The 16,318-nt window shown below is 68.9% G+C and carries 14 protein-coding genes; 6 read left to right on the top strand and 8 right to left on the bottom strand.

Annotated elements, in window-relative coordinates; genetic code table 11:
* The first annotated feature begins 28 nt into the window (after nt 1-28).
* Nucleotides 29-1,495, top strand: a complete 1,467-nt coding sequence (locus IE302_RS17435) for an MFS transporter (protein ID WP_191255531.1) — start codon at nt 29-31, stop codon at nt 1,493-1,495.
* Nucleotides 1,496-1,558: 63 nt separating this feature from the next.
* Here IE302_RS17435 and IE302_RS17440 read toward each other — a convergent pair whose 3' ends face one another.
* Complete coding sequence (locus IE302_RS17440) at nt 1,559-3,130, bottom strand: tryptophan halogenase family protein (protein ID WP_191255532.1); 1,572 nt, start codon at nt 3,128-3,130, stop codon at nt 1,559-1,561.
* Between the two features lie 193 nt (nt 3,131-3,323).
* Entirely contained in the window at nt 3,324-3,752 is a 429-nt protein-coding gene (locus IE302_RS17445) for an enediyne antibiotic chromoprotein (RefSeq protein ID WP_191255533.1), read from the bottom strand.
* A gap of 296 nt (nt 3,753-4,048) precedes the next feature.
* On the opposite strand from IE302_RS17445, the gene IE302_RS17450 reads away from it, so the two are divergent.
* The 4 genes from IE302_RS17450 (at nt 4,049) to IE302_RS17465 (ending at nt 7,860) form a co-directional block, all read left to right on the top strand.
* Nucleotides 4,049-4,891, top strand: coding sequence for an alpha/beta fold hydrolase (locus IE302_RS17450; protein WP_191255534.1), 843 nt, complete (start codon nt 4,049-4,051; stop codon nt 4,889-4,891).
* Nucleotides 4,892-4,926: 35 nt separating this feature from the next.
* On the top strand, nt 4,927-6,165 hold the full coding sequence (locus IE302_RS17455) for a cytochrome P450 family protein (protein WP_191255535.1): 1,239 nt from the start codon (nt 4,927-4,929) through the stop codon (nt 6,163-6,165).
* Nucleotides 6,162-6,944 (top strand): SDR family NAD(P)-dependent oxidoreductase, encoded by a 783-nt coding sequence (locus IE302_RS17460; RefSeq protein WP_191255536.1) that lies wholly within the window; start codon nt 6,162-6,164, stop codon nt 6,942-6,944. The genes IE302_RS17455 and IE302_RS17460 overlap by 4 nt, the downstream gene beginning before the upstream one ends.
* Nucleotides 6,945-7,062: 118 nt before the next feature.
* Entirely contained in the window at nt 7,063-7,860 is a 798-nt protein-coding gene (locus tag IE302_RS17465; RefSeq protein ID WP_191255537.1) for an alpha/beta hydrolase, read from the top strand.
* A gap of 15 nt (nt 7,861-7,875) precedes the next feature.
* Here IE302_RS17465 and IE302_RS17470 read toward each other — a convergent pair whose 3' ends face one another.
* From IE302_RS17470 to IE302_RS17480, 3 genes are read right to left on the bottom strand one after another with little or no spacing between them, the layout of a single operon-like run.
* Nucleotides 7,876-9,147, bottom strand: coding sequence for an aminotransferase family protein (locus IE302_RS17470; protein WP_191255538.1), 1,272 nt, complete (start codon nt 9,145-9,147; stop codon nt 7,876-7,878).
* Nucleotides 9,148-9,161: 14 nt separating this feature from the next.
* A complete protein-coding gene (locus IE302_RS17475; RefSeq protein ID WP_191255539.1) occupies nt 9,162-10,367 on the bottom strand; it encodes a cytochrome P450 in 1,206 nt (401 codons plus the stop codon).
* Between the two features lie 18 nt (nt 10,368-10,385).
* Nucleotides 10,386-11,336 carry a PDR/VanB family oxidoreductase gene (locus IE302_RS17480; RefSeq protein ID WP_191255650.1) on the bottom strand — a complete coding sequence of 317 codons (951 nt, stop codon included), beginning with the start codon at nt 11,334-11,336 and terminating at the stop codon, nt 10,386-10,388.
* Between the two features lie 159 nt (nt 11,337-11,495).
* Here IE302_RS17480 and IE302_RS17485 point away from each other — a divergent pair, with 159 nt between their 5' ends.
* Nucleotides 11,496-12,059: a carboxymuconolactone decarboxylase family protein gene (locus tag IE302_RS17485; protein WP_191255540.1), complete on the top strand. Its 564-nt coding sequence runs from the start codon at nt 11,496-11,498 to the stop codon at nt 12,057-12,059.
* A 315-nt stretch (nt 12,060-12,374) separates the two neighbouring features.
* Here the strand turns inward: IE302_RS17485 and IE302_RS17490 are convergent, their stop codons facing one another.
* The 3 genes from IE302_RS17490 to IE302_RS17500 form a co-directional block, all read right to left on the bottom strand.
* Entirely contained in the window at nt 12,375-13,634 is a 1,260-nt protein-coding gene (locus tag IE302_RS17490) for an HNH endonuclease signature motif containing protein (protein WP_191255541.1), read from the bottom strand.
* A gap of 184 nt (nt 13,635-13,818) precedes the next feature.
* On the bottom strand, nt 13,819-15,063 hold the full coding sequence (locus IE302_RS17495) for an MFS transporter (RefSeq protein WP_229907810.1): 1,245 nt from the start codon (nt 15,061-15,063) through the stop codon (nt 13,819-13,821).
* Complete coding sequence (locus IE302_RS17500) at nt 15,056-16,300, bottom strand: glycosyltransferase family 2 protein (protein WP_229907811.1); 1,245 nt, start codon at nt 16,298-16,300, stop codon at nt 15,056-15,058. Before IE302_RS17500 ends, IE302_RS17495 begins: the two co-directional genes overlap by 8 nt.
* Nucleotides 16,301-16,318 lie beyond the last annotated feature (18 nt).

Raw genomic sequence — 16,318 nt, forward strand, 5'->3', positions numbered from 1 at the left:
TCTTTCGCTACGAGCACGAGGAGTTCCGGTGAGTCATCTCCAGGCGGCCGGCCAGGCCGTCCGATTCCGCTGGGCCGCGCTGGTCCTGTTGTGCGCGGCCAACTTCGCGGTCCTGCTGGATTCGCAGAGTGTCATCCTGGCGCTGCCGTCGCTGGCGCCCGACCTCGGGATGTCGCCCGCCGACGCGCAATGGGTGCTGAGCGCGAAGCTCATCACCTTCGGCGGGCTGCTCATCCTCGGCGGCCGGGCGGCCGACCACTTCGGCAGGCGCCGGGTGTTCGTGCTCGGCACGGCGCTGTTCCTCGTCGGGTCCGTCCTTTGTGGTCTGGCGTGGAGTCCCGCGGTGATCATCGCGGCGCGGGCGCTCAGCGGGATCGCGGCGGCGCTGATGGTGCCGACGGCGTTGTCGATCCTCATGAACACCTTCCCCGAGGGCAAGAGCCGCAACACCGCGCTCGCCGGCTGGTCCGGCATCGGCGGGATCGGCGCGACGGCGGGGCTGCTCGTCGGCGGGCTGCTCACCCAGACCCTGGGCTGGCAGTGGGTGTTCTACGTCAACGTGCCGCTCGCGGTGCTGGTCATCCTGCTCGCGCCGGTGCTGCTGCAGGAGAGCCGGGACTCCGGCAAGCGCCGCAGCCAGGACGTCGCGGGCGCGGTGATCAGCACGCTGGCGCTGGTCGCGATCATCCTCGCCGTCGTCCAGGCGCCGGTGTGGGGCTGGACGAGCACGGCGACGCTGAGCCTGTTCGCCGTCGCGGCCGCGCTCCTCGTGCTGTTCGTGGTGGTGGAGAAGCGTTCGTCGGCACCGCTGGTGCCGCTGGCGCTGATCCGCCGTCCGGCGCTCGCGGGCGGCAACCTCGTCACGGTCGCGATGGGCATGGCGGCCTTCGGGCTTTCGGTCACCATCTCGATGTACGGCCAGGTCGTCCTCGGCTACAGCCCGCTGGAGTTCGGGGTGCTGCAGTCGGTCATGCCGACGCTGGCGTTCGTCGGCGCGTACGTCGGGCAGTCCGTCGTCACCAGGCTGGGTGTCCGGCCGGTCGTCGCGGCCTGTCTCGTGCTGCTCGGCGCCGGTTGCCTGCTGCTGGCGCAGGTGCCGGTGAACGGCAGCTACGGCGCCGACATCCTGTGGGGCCTGGTCGTCTTCGGCCCGGGTCTCGGCGCGGGGATGGCGGCCGCGTCGGTGGCCGCGCTGTCCAAGGTGCCGCAGGCCGACAGTGGGGCGGCGTCGGGGATCAACGTCGCCTCGTTCCAGATCGGCGGCGCGCTCGGTGTCGCCGTGGTCACCTCGGTGTCGACGTCGTTCACCGCCGCGCCGGGCGGGCCCGCGGAGTTCACCGCCGGGCTTCAGGCGTCGTTCGTGGCTTGCGTGATCTTCGCCGTCATCGGGCTCGTCGTGACGGTGACCCTGTTGAAGGGAAACAAGAAACGGCACCTGCACAGCGTCGACGGCCGGGACCGCGGCGACCGGGACGACCTCCCGCTCGCCGGCTGACCCGACCCGCGTGAAGGCCCCCTTCCCTCTGCTGAGCCGAGGGAAGGGGGCCTTCACGCGCTATCAGAGGCCTCGGTGCAGGGCCTCGATGTATTCGCGGTGGCTGGGCAGACCGGCGGAGTAGATCTCGCGCTCCTTGTCGATCTGCTCGAACATCTCCCACGCGGCGGCGTCGTTCATCAGGTCGACCGACGGCGGGGCCTTCTTGAAGTCGAAGTCCATTCCGGACAGGATCGCCCAGAGGCTGCGGGTCTCGAACAGCCGCAGCTGGCTGCCGTCGGGGATGATGACACTCTCCGCGTACTCGGTGAGCTTCTCCTCCAGGCTGGCCGGGATCGGCGCTTCCCGGACGGCGCGCCAGAACTCGGTGTCGTCGCGGTCGGTCAGGGTGTAGTGCATGACGATGAAGTCGCGCAGGTCCTCGAACGCGCTGACCATCAGTTCGTTGTAGCGGGTCTTGCGGCGCTCGTCGAAATCCGAGTCCGGGAAGTGCAGCACCAGCAAGGCGAGCTGGTACTCGATGAGCGCGATCGTGGTGGACTCCAGCGGCTCGACGAAGCAGCTCGACAACCCGACGGCGACGCAGTTGTTCACCCACGAGCGCCGGTTGTGCCCGACGCGCATCTTGATGTGGTTGCCCGCGATGTCGTGGTCCCGGCCGCCGAGGTGCTGCCGCAGCTGCTGTTCGGCCTTCTCCGGCGTGGTGAACGCGCTGGAGTAGACGAACCCGGTGCCGTCACGGTCCGCGAGGGGGATCTCCCAGATCCAGCCGTCCGGCTTGGCGGTGGCGGAGGTGTAGGGCCGCAGCCCGCCTTCCTGGTGCCGGGCCGGGAGCGCGACGGCGGAGTCGCACAGCAGGACGTCGTTGGCGCTGACGAACGGCTCGTTCAGCGTCTGGTTGATCAGCAGGCCCCGGAATCCCGTGCAGTCCAGGAAAAGATCGCCTTCGATCTCGCCGGCGGTGTCCGTGACGACCTTCTCGATCACGCCGCGCGGGTCGACGCTCACCGACTTGACGTCCGCCGAAACGAACTTGACGCCGCGGCCGGTCGCCAGCTCCCGGAGGTACTTGGCGATCAGCGCGGCGTCGAAGTGGTAGGCGTAGCGGTAGTGGGGGTCCGGCGCGTCGGTGCCGGGCAACGGTTTCGGCGCCTTGTCGAGTTCACAGAGGCGCTGGAGCGCCATTCCCGCGTCACCGAAGGTCTCCCGCACGCGCGTGTCCCCGGCCAGCCGTTGCTTGAGCCAGAAGTGCGCGAGCGAGACACCGCGGCCGAAGCGCTTGTGGAACGGCTTCTCGTAGTTCCGCACCGCGGGTTCGGGAACGTCGAAGAACGGGTGGTAGTAGGTGTGGCTGTCGCGGCCCTCGTGCGGTTTGCGCCAGTCGTTGAACCGGACGGCGGATTTGAAGACCGCGTTGGTCTTCGGCATCCAGTCCGCTTCTTCCATGCCGAGGAAGGAAAAGGTGGTCCGCAGCGTCGGGACCGTGGCCTCACCCACGCCGATCCGCGGGATCCGCGGCGATTCGACGAGGGTGATGTCGACCTTCCTGCCGAACGCGCGGTTCAGGTACGCGGCGGACAGCCAGCCTGCCGTCCCGCCGCCGACGATCACTATCTTCTGTATCGGACGTGCCACGGAAATGCTCCTTTGCGGTCCAGAAACCCCCATCAAGCTGCGCAAACGAGCGTAGGTTCCGATCGCACGATCGGGCAGGGTCCGCCTCACCCCTTCCCAGTGAGTTACACCGTCCCGATCATGAGCTTCGCCTCAAGCGGACATAAGGGCACGGATCACCGCGTGGCGACCCGTGCCCTCGTGCGTCACGGCACTACTGGAAAGAAATGGCGACACCGGCGGGACCATTACCCGAGGCGTCGGCCAAACCGATCACACAGGTGACCGCGGTGCAATCGACGGTACCGTACGAAGTGCCGTCGAAAAGAATTCCTTCGAAGCTCTTCTTCACGGTCAGCGGAGTGGAAAGGGTCCCGTCGCCCGCGGCCGTCACGTCGACCCGGCCCGAAGCGTTACAGGCGAGCACGCCGGAAGAAACCTCGGCGCATTCGCCGACGGTGTAGGCCGCACCCGCCGTCAGCCCCGACGCACCCACCTGGACCACGGCGTTGTCCGCCAACCCGGACGACGGCGTCACCGTCGCCGACGGAGCGTCGGCCGACGCGGGCGCCTGGAAGGCGACAAGCATGCCGAGAGCGGCGGCGGCACCGGCGACGGTCTTCGCGACAACACTTTTGCGCATGATTGTTTACTCCTTCATCGGTGGAGGGATGGAATGCCTTGCGAGGGATATTTTCGAAGTGTTCCCCAGCGCTTCCGGTAATGAATTTACGGATCTTCGAGGTTGCTTGTCAACGAATTCTGTTCGCAACCGAGGAGAAGCGGGGCGATCTTGAATGCGGATACCCTTTGCGCACTATGTCGGGTTCGCCCACCCCGGGCGGCCCGGTCGCGAAGCATGCGGGCAAGCAGGGAGATGGCAGGGAGGTGAGCGCGACCTAGCGTGGGAAGCGGGTTTCGACAGGCGGGAGATTCGTGATGGCGAACCAGGAAACCGCGGCCAGTCTGGACAACATCGGGTTCGGGACAAGGGATCTCGTCCTCGAACACGTGACGTCGGCGGACGGGACACGGATCGCCTTCGAGAAGTCCGGGGAAGGTCCGCCGGTGATCATCCTCGGCGGCGGGCTCAACGAGAAGGCCATGTTCGCCGACCTCGCCGAACTGCTCTCGGAGGATTTCACCGTCTACAACTACGACCGCCGCGGCCGCGGGAACAGTGAGGACAACGGCGGCCTGTCGGGCTACACGATCGACCGCGAGGTCGAAGACCTGGCGGCGGTCCTGGAAGCGGCGGGCCCCGAGGCGGCGATCTTCGCCAACTGCACCGGCGGCCTGATCGCCATGCGGGCGGCGGCGAAAGGCGTCCCGATGGGCAAGATGGCGCTGTACGAACCCACCTACGGCGGGCATCAGCTCCCGGAGTCCTATATGGACGATCTGGAGCGGATGGTGGCCGCCGATCACCGCACCGACGCGGTCGCGCTGTTCCTGAAGGAGAACGTCCGGTTCAGCTCGGAAACCATCGAGGGGTTCAAAGCCCTTCCCATCTGGCCGTCGTTCGAGGCCATGGCCCCGACGACGCTGTACGACTCCATCCTCGACGCGAACCACGAGTCCGTCCCGTTCGACCAACTGCCCGGGATCGGGGTCCCCACCCTGGTCATCGGCGGCCGGGAGAGTCCCTCCTGGCTGATCGACAACTGCCACGCCCTCGCCGCCGGGCTCCCCCACGGCCAGTACGTGTGCATGAACGAGGGGCATCTGTTCAACCAGAAGGCGGGTGCCCCGCTGCTCACGGTGTTCTTCCGGTCCCAGTAAGCACAACCCTTTTCGATCGTTGAGGAGAAGATCCGATGGAAAGCCGCTGCCCTTACACCTTGGACATCGCGGGTACGGACATTCACGCGGAGAGCGAGGCTCTCCGTGCCCGGGGGCCGATCACCCAGGTCGAGCTGCCCGGCGGGGTGATCGGGTGGTCGGTGACCGGCTACCAGGCGGCGCGCCAGGTGCTGGCCGACAACCGGTTCGCCAAGGACCCGCAGAAGTGGACCAAGTACACCGAGGGCGAGATCCCCTCGAACTGGCCGCTGATCGGCTGGCTCCTGATGGACAACATGACCACGAACGACGGTGAGGACCACCAGCGCCTGCGCAAGCTGGTCTCCCGTGGTTTCACGCCGAAGCAGGTCGAGCTGACCCGCCCGCTGATCCAGAAGATCGTCGACGACCTCCTCGACGGCCTTTCCGGCTTCGGCGCGGACGAGGTCGTCGACCTCAAGGGCCGCTTCGCCACTCCGCTGCCCGCTCGCGTCATCTGCGACATGTTCGGGGTGCCGGAGGCGGCCCGCGCGTCCGCGCTGCGCGGCGCCGGCGTGAACGTCACCACGACCACCACCGGTGACGAGGCCGAGGCGAACGTCGAGCTGTGGCACCAGGAACTGACCGACCTCGCCGAGTTCAAGCGCGAGAACCCGGGCGACGACCTGACCAGTCTCCTGCTCGCCGCACGCGAGGAGGACGGCAGCAGGCTCACCGACGAGGAGATGGTCGGCACCCTGCACCTCATGCTGGGCGCCGGTTCCGAGACGCTGATGAACGCGCTCAGCGCCGCCGTCGTCGCGCTGCTGAGCCAGCCCGAGCAGAAGGCGCTGCTGGACTCGGGCCAGGTCTCCTGGGACGACGTCATCGAAGAGGCGCTGCGGGTCAACGCCCCGGTCGCGCAGCTGCCGCTGCGGTACGCGACCGAGGACGTCGAGGTCGCCGGGGTCACCATCCGCAAGGGCGACCCGGTGCTGATGGGCTTCACCGCCATCGGCCGCGACCCGGAGAACCACGGCGAGACCGCGGGCGAGTTCGACGCCACCCGCGCCGACAAGACGCACCTGTCCTTCGGGCACGGCGCGCACTTCTGCCTCGGCGCGCCGCTGGCCCGGCTGGAGCTGCGGATCGCGCTGCCCGCGCTGTTCGCCCGCTACCCGGATCTCCAGCTCGCCGTCGGCGTCGACGAGCTCGAAGGCCAGGGAACGTTCATCATGAACGGCCACAAGGAGGTCCCGGTACGCCTGGGCGAGCCTTCGCTGGTGCGGTCATGACCGGCGGATCGGTCCACGACGCGCCCCTGGCGGTCGTCACCGGCGCGTCTTCGGGGATCGGCGCGGAGTTCACGCGGGTGCTGCGGGACCGCGGCTACCGCGTGCTCGCCGTCGCCCGCCGTGCCGACCGGCTCGACGAGCTGGCGAAGGGATCGAACGGTTTCGTCGTCCCCTTCGTCCGTGACGTCACCTCCGAGGGCGCGGCCGAGGCCATCCTCGGCCGGGCGGAAGAGCTCGGCGGCGCCGATCTGATCGTCTGCAACGCCGGCCGGGGATCGCGGGGCAGGATCCACGAATCGGATCCGGCCGACGCGCTCGGGATGATCCAGCTCAACGTGACCGCGAACGTCAGCCTCGTCACGCAGGCCGTCCCCAAGATGGTCGCGCGCGGCTCGGGAGGCGTCATCGTCGTCGCGTCGAACCTGGGCTTCTTCTCCACCCCGAACATGGGCGTCTACGGCGCCACGAAGGCCTTCCTGCTGTCCTTCACCGAGTCGCTCTCGGCGGAGCTGGCGGGGACCGGCGTGCGGGCCATGGCGCTGTGTCCCGGGGCGACCTCCACCGAGTTCGGCGACGTCGCCGGGCTGGGTGACACGGTCGAGAAGACCCCCGGGTTCACGACCGCGGAAGAGGTCGTGAGGGGCGGTCTGAAGGCCTGGGACAAGGGACGCACGATCACCGTGCCCGGGACCGTCGCGCGCCTGCTCACGGCGTTCTTGGCCTACTCCCCGCGGGCGCTGTCCCGCCGGATCATGGGCAAGATCTTCACCACCGGATGACCACTATCGGGTGAATGTCCGAAATCGCCGGGCGCGAGCGATGAGTTCGCGCCCGGCCCGGAGTCCAACCTTTGACGCCGCCACCCGACGGGCGGCAGATCGAGGAAGGACGAACGAGATGACCAGCACGAACGAGATCACCATCCCCGGCGGACGGCTGCACTACGAGGTCCGCGGTGACGGGCCACTGCTGCTGGCCATGGGCTCACCGATGGCCGCGGACGCCTTCGCGCCGCTGGCCGACGCGCTGGCGAGCCGGTTCACCGTGGTGACCCACGACCCCCGGGGCATCTCCCGGAGCCCCTTGGACGACCCGGACGAGGATTCGAGCCCGGAGAAGCGCGCCGAAGACGTCATCACGCTCCTGGACCACCTCGGCGCCGAAACGGCAGACGTCTTCGGGTCCAGCGGAGGCGCGATGACCACCCTCGCGCTGGCCGCCCGCCACCCCGGGCGGATCCGGACGGTCGTCGCGCACGAGCCGCCGGCGCTGACCCTGCTGCCCGACGCGGCCGAGCGGCACGCCGAGGTCGACGACATCGTGAAGGCCTTCGAGACCGACGGGCTCGAAGCGGCCTGGACGAAGTTCCTCGGCACCTCGGGCTTCGAGGAGGACGAGGCGGGCCCGCCGCCGAGCGACTCCCCCGAGCAGGACCAGGAGGACGGGCGCCGGTTCTTCGTCCACGAGCTCCGCACGACCACGCGCTACACCCCCGAACTCGACGCGCTGCGCGACGGCCCGTTCCGGGTCGTGGTCGGCCTCGGCGCCGACTCGCACGGCCTGCTCACCAAGCGGACGTGCGCCGCGCTCGCCGGCGAACTCGGCGTCGAAGTGGTCGAGTTCCCCGGCGATCACGGCGGCTTCATCTGGGATCCGGAAGGCTTCGCCAAACTGCTCGGCGACATCCTGCTGTGAGCGGAAGGGCCGCCCTCAGAACTCGACGAGGGCGGCCTTCCCGGCGGCGTCCAGCAACTCGCGCGAGATCCGGTCCGCCTGCTCGGCGGTGAGGATCAGCGGCGGCGCGAGCACGACGTTCTTGACCGTGCGCCGGACCAGCACCCCGTTGTCGCGCATCAGTTTCCGGACGTGCGCGGCCCGGCGGGACCGGTCCATCTCGACGGCGATCATCAGGCCGCGGCCGCGGATGTCGGTCACGCAGTCCAGCTCCCGCAACGGTTCCAGCGCGGCGAGCAGCTGTTCACCGCGGGCCCGGACGTTCGCGAGGAGCTGTTCGGACTCGATGTGGTCGATCACCGCGAGCCCGGCGGCGCACGCGGTGGCGTGCCCGGAATGCGTGTGCCCGTGCACGAACCCGGCCATCTTCTTGTTGCTGTCGAAGACCTCGAAGACGTGCTGGGTGGTGGTGACCGCGCCGAGCGAGATGTAGCCCGCGGCGAGTCCCTTGCTGGTGGCCAGGATGTCCGGCTGGACGCCGGCGTGCTGGTAGCCGAACATCCGCCCGGTGCGGCCGAAACCGGTCGTCACCTCGTCGAGGACCAGCAGGATGCCGTGTTCGTCGCACAGTTCCCGCACGCCGCGGAGGTAGTCCTCCGGCATGACGTAGGCGCCGCGTGACTGGACCGGCTCGACGAGCACGGCCGCGGTGCGCTTCCCGTGGTCGGCGAGGAAGCCCTTGAGCGCGCCGATGCCTTCCTCCGGCCCCGGGACGGTGATGAAGCCGCTCGGGGTCAGGTCGTCGGAGATCGGCGACGGCGCCCCGGCGGTCGCGGCGCCTGCCATCGTCGCGCCGTGGTAGCCGTTGTGCAGCGAAACGATCAGCCCGCGGTCGGGAGAACCGAGCACGGCCTGGTAGAAACGCGCGATCCGGATCGCGGCCTCCATCGCCTCGGAACCGCTGTTGCAGAAGAAGGTCCGGGTCAGTGCCGGGCCGGCGAGCTCGCCGATCCGTTGCGCCAGGCGGATCGCCGGGATGTTGGCGCCCTCGCCCATGTCGTAGGTCATCAGCTTGGCGACCTGCGTGGCGATGGCGTTCACGATCGGCTTACAGGCGTAGCCCAGCGTCGCGTTGAAGCCGGACGACTTCGCGTCCAGGTACGTGCGGCCGTCGGCGTCGGTGACCTCGCAGCCCTCGCCGGACACCGCGACGAGCGTGTCGGGGCTGACCCGGCTCGGTGACCACGGGTGCCACAGGTACTCGGCGTCGATGGCGAGCAGTTCGGCCTGGCCTTCGGTTTCGCTCATTTCCGCTTTGCCTCTCAGTTCGCGAGCCGGGCGCGGACCGGGATCGAATGCCAGGCCCGCAGGGTGTTGTTGAGCCGCCGCTCGCCCGGGGCGGCCAGTTCCAGCGTCTCCACGCGTTCCGCGAGCGCGGTGATCAGGCATTCCGCTTCGAGCCGGGCGAGGTTCTGCCCGACGCATTGGTGCAGCCCGAACCCGAAGCCGACGTGCCCGGACGGGTCACGGGAGAGGTCGAAGCGCTCCGGGTCGGTCCAGCGCCGGGGATCGCGATTGGCCGCGCCCAGGAACATCAGCACCTTCGCGCCGTCGGGCACCACGTGGTCGCCGACCGGGACGTCGCCCACCGCGGTGCGGAAGAACGTCTGCACCGGGGAAGCCCAGCGCACGGCCTCGTCGAACGCGATCCGCGCCAGTGACGGCTGCGCGCGCAGCCGCGCCCACTGCTCGGGATGCGTGACCAGCGCGTGCATGACGGCCGCGAGGGCGTGCACGGTGGTGTTGAACCCGGCGGCGAACAGCGACCGCACGACGCCCGGCGCCTGCTCGTGGGTGATCTCGCCGCGATCGGCGGCCGCCCAGATCTGCCCGCCGAGACCGTCTTCGGTGAGCGCGTCACGCTGACAGTGCTCCATGACCCACGTCGTCAGGAACTTCGCGTGGGGCGCGCCCGCCGCGACGAGTTCGTTGCGCGGGCCGAAGGCGTTGAGGAGGAAGTCGCTGAAGGGCAACAGGTTCTCGCGGCCTTCTTCGGGCAACCCGAGCGCGTCACCGACAGCGCGCGGCGGGAACTTCTCCGCGATCGCCGTCACCGCGTCGAATTCGACCGTGCCGCCCGGGGTGCCGTCGAGGACCTGGCCGACCATCTTGTGCGCCTTGGCCATCCATTCGTCGCGGAGCCTGCGCTGCGCGCGCGGTCCCAGAAGATTGGCGAGGACCCTGCGCGGCGCGTCGTGGTGCGGCGGATCGGCCTCGACGACGATGCTCAGCTGCCGCCAGGGTTTCTCGGTCCGGAAGTTGGAGAGCCCGACCCCGGCGCCCGACTGGAACCCTTGCCAGTTGCGCAAAGCCGCGTAGACCGCGTCGTACCGGGCGACGGCGTAGATGTCGTGCGCGCTCAGGTAGGAAAGCGGTCCGGCGTCGAGCAGCGCGTGCTCGAGCGGGTACGGATCCGTCAGCACCTCGGTGCCGAACGGGTCGAGGTCGATGACGGGCAACGACGACATGATCACGGCCTCCGGGGCTTACAGATCCAGTACGAGCCGGTCGGTGCACGAACGTGAGACGCAGGGGAACATGCAGTCCCCCGCCGCGCGGTCCTCGGCGGTGAGCAGGGCGTCACGGTGGTCGACGACGCCGTCGAGGACCGTGGTCTCGCAGGTGCCGCAGACACCCTCCATACAGGACGAAAGCAGGTCGACGCCGACCGTGCGCATCGCGTCGATCACCGTCATGTCCTGGGTGACGGTGACCGTCGCGCCGCGTCGCGCCAGCACGATGTCGAACGGTTCGTCGCGCACCGGCGCGCCCTGCTCCGGCGCCGAGAAGCGTTCGGTCCACAGGGTGTGCGCGGACCAAGGGACGCAGGCGTTCTCGACGGCTTTGAGCAACCCTTCCGGGCCGCAGCAGTAGACGCGGAGACCGTCACGGACCACGCCGAGCCAGGCTTGAAGATCCGGGCGGCCCTGTTCGTCCTCGGGGACGATGTGGACCTTTTCGCCGTACACCGCGAGTTCGTCTCTGAACGCCATCGAGTTCCGGGTGCGGCCGCCGTAGACGAGGTTCCAGTCCGCGCCGGTGAGCTCCGCCTGGTGGATCATGGGGAGCAAGGGGGTGATCCCGATCCCGCCCGCGAGGAAGAGGTAGTTCTTCGAGGGCACCAAAGGGAAGTTGTTGCGAGGGCGGCTCACGCCGACGGTGTCACCCTCTCGCAGGTGGTCGTGCACATAGGCGGAACCACCGCGGCCGTCGGTCTCGCGCAGGATCCCGACGCGGTATTCGTGGGCGTTCCACCGATCTCCGCACAGGGAATATTGACGGGTCAGCCCGCCGGGCAGCACCAGGTCGATATGCGAACCGGGGGTCCAGTCGGGCAGGCGCGCGCCGTCGTCGGCCTTGAGGACCAGCGAAACGACCCCATCGGCGACGACGTCCTTGGCCGCGACGCGCAACGTCGTCTGCACCAGCGCCTGCATCGTGACCCGCCCTCCGCTGAAGTTCGTGCTCTCCACGGTTCCACGACGGGCGGCGGTGTACGTCTCCCTGAATGCTCGGGTGCTTGAGCAATCGGGAATATTGTTCCGCGGGGTGCGCGGGGCGGACCATCGGGTTCTACGTCGATCCATGGAGGACGCATGTCGCATATCACGGTGGATCCCACCAAGCCCGGAATCATCGGCCTGTTCGCTTTCCGCCCTGAGACCGCGAAACCGCTCGGCGAACTCGTCGAGACCCTGCTGCGCGGCCCGAGCTCGCTGACCACCGGTGAGCGTGAGCTGATCGGTGCCGTGGTGTCCAAGGAGAACGACTGCTACTTCTGCGCCGAGGCGCACGGCGCCTTCTCCGCCGCGCAGATCGAAGGCGGTGCCGCCACCGTCGAGTCGGCCAAGCAGGACATCGACGGCGCGCCGATCTCGGACAAGCTGCGCGCGCTGCTGAAGGTCGCGCTGGCCACGCGCGAGAGCGGCCACTCGGTCACCGCCGCCCTGGTCGACAACGCCAAGGCCGCCGGCGCCTCGGAGGCCGACATCCACGACACCGTGCTGATCGCTTCGCTGTTCTCGCTGTTCAACCGGTACGTGGACGGGCTCGCCACCGACGCCCCCGACCAGCCCGAGTGGTACGCCGGTGCCGCGCAGGCGCTGGTGGCCGGTGGGTACGCCGCGATCTCGGGTGCCGCACAGGCCCAGGCCGCCTGACTTTCTTCGGCCGGGTGGGTCCGAAGGGCTTGGCGACGTTGTCAAAGCCACTTTCGCAACGTTGAAGGTTGCGAAAGTGGCCTTCGCAACGCGTTTCCGCCGGTTCCTTCGGTCCGGACAATCGCCGGAGGAGCAAGGGACCTTTGCTCCCGCCAGGCCCGCGTTATGGGCGAGGCGGCGGTGCCGCAGTGGGTCCGGATGGTCGTGAGTGGCGATTCGTGTTCTAACCCGAATCGCCACTCACGACCCACCCGAGCCAGGGCATGCCGAGGGGCCCGTCGCCGTGTGGCTGGCGGGCTCCTCGGTCACGCGGGGCTAGGTGACGACGCGGTGGAGCAGGTTGCGCCGGGGATGTCGCAGCGGATCCAAGTACTGCGGTGGAACGAATTCCGGTATCCCGTCGGGTGCCATCCGGACTAGCCAGTCGCCGTGGTGGACGAGCCGGTGGTGGAAGGAACAGAGCAGGACCAGGTTCCGGAGATCGGTGGGCCCGCCGTCCGCCCAGTGCCGAATATGGTGGGCGTGACAATGCTTCGGCGCGCGATGACAGCCGGGGAACGCGCAGCCGCCGTCGCGGATGTTGAGGGCCCGGCGCTGGCCGGGGGTGACGAACCGTCTCATCCGCCCGACGTCGAGGGGTTCACCGGCGGCGTTGAGCACCACCGGGATCATCAGGCAGTCGCAGGCCGCTAGGCGCGCCTCGCGAGCGGTGATCTTCCCGACGAAGTCCAGGCACGCCGTCCCGAGACCGGTCCTCAACGCCTCCAGACCGACGGTGACGTGCACCAGCGTGCGGTAGCCGGAGGTGCCGGGCTGGTCGGGGCAGGCGATGGCGAGGTCGAGCAGCTCGGCCCAGGCGTCGCCGTAGCGTTGCGGCATCGTCCGGTGATCGGCCTGCCCGAACTCGTCGACCGGCCGTCGCGCCCCGTGCGCGTCCAACGCGGCCGCGGTCCGCGCACCAGTCTCGGGGTCGAGAAGTCCGGACAGTTTCCAGAAGCCGTCCTTGCGGCGCTCGACGAACACCTCCCGCCGCGGCGGATCGGGTTCCGGCTCGTCTTTGGGCTCGGCACCGTCAGGATCGAGATGCGCGAGCAGGTCCGCGCCCGCTTCGGCGATCTCTTTGGGTCCGGCGTGGCGGGCGAGGTCGGCGAGGATCTTCTCCGCGCCGTCGCGCTCTTCCGCAGGCACGTCGGACGGGATACGCCGCAGGACCTCGAGGATGAGGTCGATGTGCTGATCGGCGAGCGCGCCGTCCTCGGCCGCGGCGGCGGTCGCGGGCGCGAACACCGTCGCCTCACCACCGACCTCAGCGACCGGGTTGAGCGCCAGCGCCCGGTTCACCACGTCCTGCGCGTCACCGTGGGAAATCCGGGCCACGTCAGCGAACCAGCGTGACGCGCTCCCATAGCCGAACAAGTCTTCCGCGCCCCGCGTTTCGACCTCGGCCAGGTATTTCCCCAGCCCGGCGGAGGCCACCCTCATCACCTGCAGCAGGCTGGTCACGCCGTGGGCGAGCTCCAGCTTGCCGGCGCGCCACAACTCCTGCGGCAACTCGGGAACGAGGGTTTCGGACACCCCTCCATATTACCGAAACAAACCGAACAATTGTTCGCAATTTTAAGCGACAACGCTAATTGCACATTGACCACTAGCGGGTGAAATCGCGCCGCACCGACGGTAACTTAGAGCAGCGGGCGGCTCGTGAGTGGCGATTCGGGTTCTCACCCGAATCGCCACTCACGACCCACGCGACCCAACGCTAAGCAGCCCGAGGAACCACCGGCTCGGGCCCGGGCTCCGGAGGCGCCGACGACGACCGGACCGAAGCGGGAGCCGTCGCCGAAGCGAAGAGCCCGATGATCCCGAGCGGCACCAGCAGCAGCGTCAGCGCCATGCTGATCCCGAACGTCTGCGCGAGCCAGCCGAAGATCGCCGGGCCGGCGAGCACGCCGGCGTTGTGCAGTGTGCTGTATCGCGCGATCGCCAGGCTGGTGTTGGATTTCGTGCCGTGTCCGACCGCGCTGGAGATGATCGGGATCGCCACCGCCAGCCCGACGCCCGCCATCGCGAGCCCGGCCAGCCCGAACCAGACGCTCTGCACCATGACGGCGAGCAGGACGCCGGCCGCGGTCATCGCCATGCTCCAGCGCACCAGTGCCACGGCGCCGAATCGCCGGTGCAGCCGGTCGCCGATCAGCCGGGTCCCGGTCTGCGCCACGATGAACGCGAAGTAGCCCAGCGAAGCGATGTTCGCCGCGGCGCCGCGTTGTTCGCTCAGGAACACGCCGCCCCAGCTGGACACCGCGCCTTCGCACAGCGCGACGGCCGCGCCGAGGCCGCCGAGGATGATGACCGCGCGGGTCCAGCCGGAGAAGAACCCGACCTTCGGCGCCTTTTCCGCAGCGGCAGGCGAAGCCGCACGGGATTCGGTCAGCAGCCAGCGACCGCTGAACAGCGCGATCACGACGAGAACCACCGAAACGACCCAGAAATGGGCGCTCAGCGAAAGATCCGCCCGGACGGCCAGCACCGTCCCGCCCGAACCGAGCAGCGCGCCGATGCCCCACACCGCGTGCAGGCTGTTGAGCACCGGCCGCCGTGCGCGCCGTTCGACCTCGACGCCCTGTGCGTTCATCGACACATCGAGGAGACCGGCGATGACACCCCAGGTCAGCATCCCGAGGCCGGCGGTGACCGCGCCCGGCATCGCGGCCATCAACGGCAGGAACCACGGCAGGACAAGGGAAGTGACCCGGATGACGGCCCGGCTGTCGAGATGGTTCGACAGATGACCGGCCAGCTGCATCGCCAGCAGCACACCCACGGTCTGGCTGAGCAGCACCATGCCCAGTTCCGCGAAGTTCAGCCCGAGTTCGATCCGCAGCTGCGGAACCCGCGCGAACCACGAGCCGAGCATGATCCCGACCATCAGGAAGATCCCCGAGATCGCGATCCGCTGGCGCCGCACGTCCTTCACCGGGTGGATCTCCAGCCCGCTACTCATCGCCGCTCGCCACACCGGACGTGTTCCCAAAGCCGGTCTCGCCGGTCCAGCTGCCCACTTCCACATGCGCGTTGAACGGCTTGCCTTCGGCGTTGCGCATCGGCGGCCGCCGATGCGCGAGGTGCAGGAAAACGTCGTCGTATTGCGTGACGTCACCCGCGGAGGAGATGCGGTAGAGCATGTCCTCGTCCTCGCCGCCCCAGCCCTTGTAGCGTTCGTCGAAGCCGCCGATGCGGGTGAAGATCTCCGGCCGCGTCCACAGGCAGGCACCCGGGACATCGCGCAGCAGCAGCCCGCGCGCCCCGGCCAGCGGCGCTTCCGGCGTGTTCTCGCCGCAGCGGCGTTCGATCAGCCAGTCGCTCGAAGGTCCGTCCAGCGAAAGCATTTCGGTGTGCGGCAGATGCGCGTCGGCGCGCTGGTCGGCGAACCGCGCGTGGTTGCGCTCCAGGAATTCCCGGTCCACCAGGATGTCGGCGTCGAGCAGGCACAGTGTCCGCGCCGCGCCGAGGGTTTCGCGCACGCCCACATTCAGCGTCCAGGACTTGTTGAACAGCCCCTCGCCCTGGATGTGCACGTAGTGGTCGACCAGCGGTTCGACGACGTGCTTCCAGCGCGGCTTCTCGTCGAACTCGACGACGGTCACCCGGTACCGGTCCGAAGGGAACGTCTGGTCGCGCAACGCGAGCAGGCAGGCGGTCAGGTTCCTGATCCGGCCGGCGCCGTCCCGATCGGACAGCGGGACGACGACGAGGATCTCGTCACCGATCCCGGACGGCTTCGACCGCACACCGCGGGCGAGTTCCGTCAGCCGGTCGAGCCCGGCGGGCTCGGCTTCCGGTTCGTAGAGCCTGCCGCGGAAGTAGTTGATGTAGACGTTGTCGTCCGCGGCGTCCGCCTCTTGAGCCAGCTTCGAGGCCAGCGAAGGGTTTTCGTCGAGCAACGCGACGACGCGCTCTTCGAGGCGCCGTTCCGCGAACGTGTCCGTCGGCTGCGTGACGAGCCGCCGGTACGCCGTGTCGTGGCCGATCTCGGCTTCGAGCGGGTCGACGACGGCACGATAGAAGCGTTCGCTGTGCATCCAGTAGTCGGCGGCGACGTCCGGCACCGCGGGGTCGTTGGCGAGGACGACGTACCGGACGATCCGCCCCGCGAGATCCGCGCTCCCCGGCTCGGCCTTCCAGTAAGCCGACGCCGAGGCGAACGTCTTGCCGCCGGTGCGGGTCGGCCGGATCTGCATCGGATTGGTAGCCCGTAA

The organism is Amycolatopsis oliviviridis (genome assembly GCF_014654365.1).
Lineage (GTDB): Bacteria > Actinomycetota > Actinomycetes > Mycobacteriales > Pseudonocardiaceae > Amycolatopsis > Amycolatopsis oliviviridis.

Excerpts from the sequence above, each read along its gene's own strand:
- IE302_RS17500 (WP_229907811.1), bottom strand. The coding sequence starts at position 16,300 with ATGCAGATCCGGCCGACCCGCACCGGCGGCAAGACGTTCGCCTCGGCG.
- IE302_RS17475 (WP_191255539.1), bottom strand. The coding sequence starts at position 10,367 with ATGTCGTCGTTGCCCGTCATCGACCTCGACCCGTTCGGCACCGAGGTG.
- IE302_RS17445 (WP_191255533.1), bottom strand. The coding sequence starts at position 3,752 with ATGCGCAAAAGTGTTGTCGCGAAGACCGTCGCCGGTGCCGCCGCCGCT.
- IE302_RS17495 (WP_229907810.1), bottom strand. The coding sequence starts at position 15,063 with ATGAGTAGCGGGCTGGAGATCCACCCGGTGAAGGACGTGCGGCGCCAG.
- IE302_RS17480 (WP_191255650.1), bottom strand. The coding sequence starts at position 11,336 with ATGCAGGCGCTGGTGCAGACGACGTTGCGCGTCGCGGCCAAGGACGTC.
- IE302_RS17485 (WP_191255540.1), top strand. The coding sequence starts at position 11,496 with ATGTCGCATATCACGGTGGATCCCACCAAGCCCGGAATCATCGGCCTG.
- IE302_RS17455 (WP_191255535.1), top strand. The coding sequence starts at position 4,927 with ATGGAAAGCCGCTGCCCTTACACCTTGGACATCGCGGGTACGGACATT.
- IE302_RS17450 (WP_191255534.1), top strand. The coding sequence starts at position 4,049 with ATGGCGAACCAGGAAACCGCGGCCAGTCTGGACAACATCGGGTTCGGG.
- IE302_RS17465 (WP_191255537.1), top strand. The coding sequence starts at position 7,063 with ATGACCAGCACGAACGAGATCACCATCCCCGGCGGACGGCTGCACTAC.
- IE302_RS17460 (WP_191255536.1), top strand. The coding sequence starts at position 6,162 with ATGACCGGCGGATCGGTCCACGACGCGCCCCTGGCGGTCGTCACCGGC.
- IE302_RS17470 (WP_191255538.1), bottom strand. The coding sequence starts at position 9,147 with ATGAGCGAAACCGAAGGCCAGGCCGAACTGCTCGCCATCGACGCCGAG.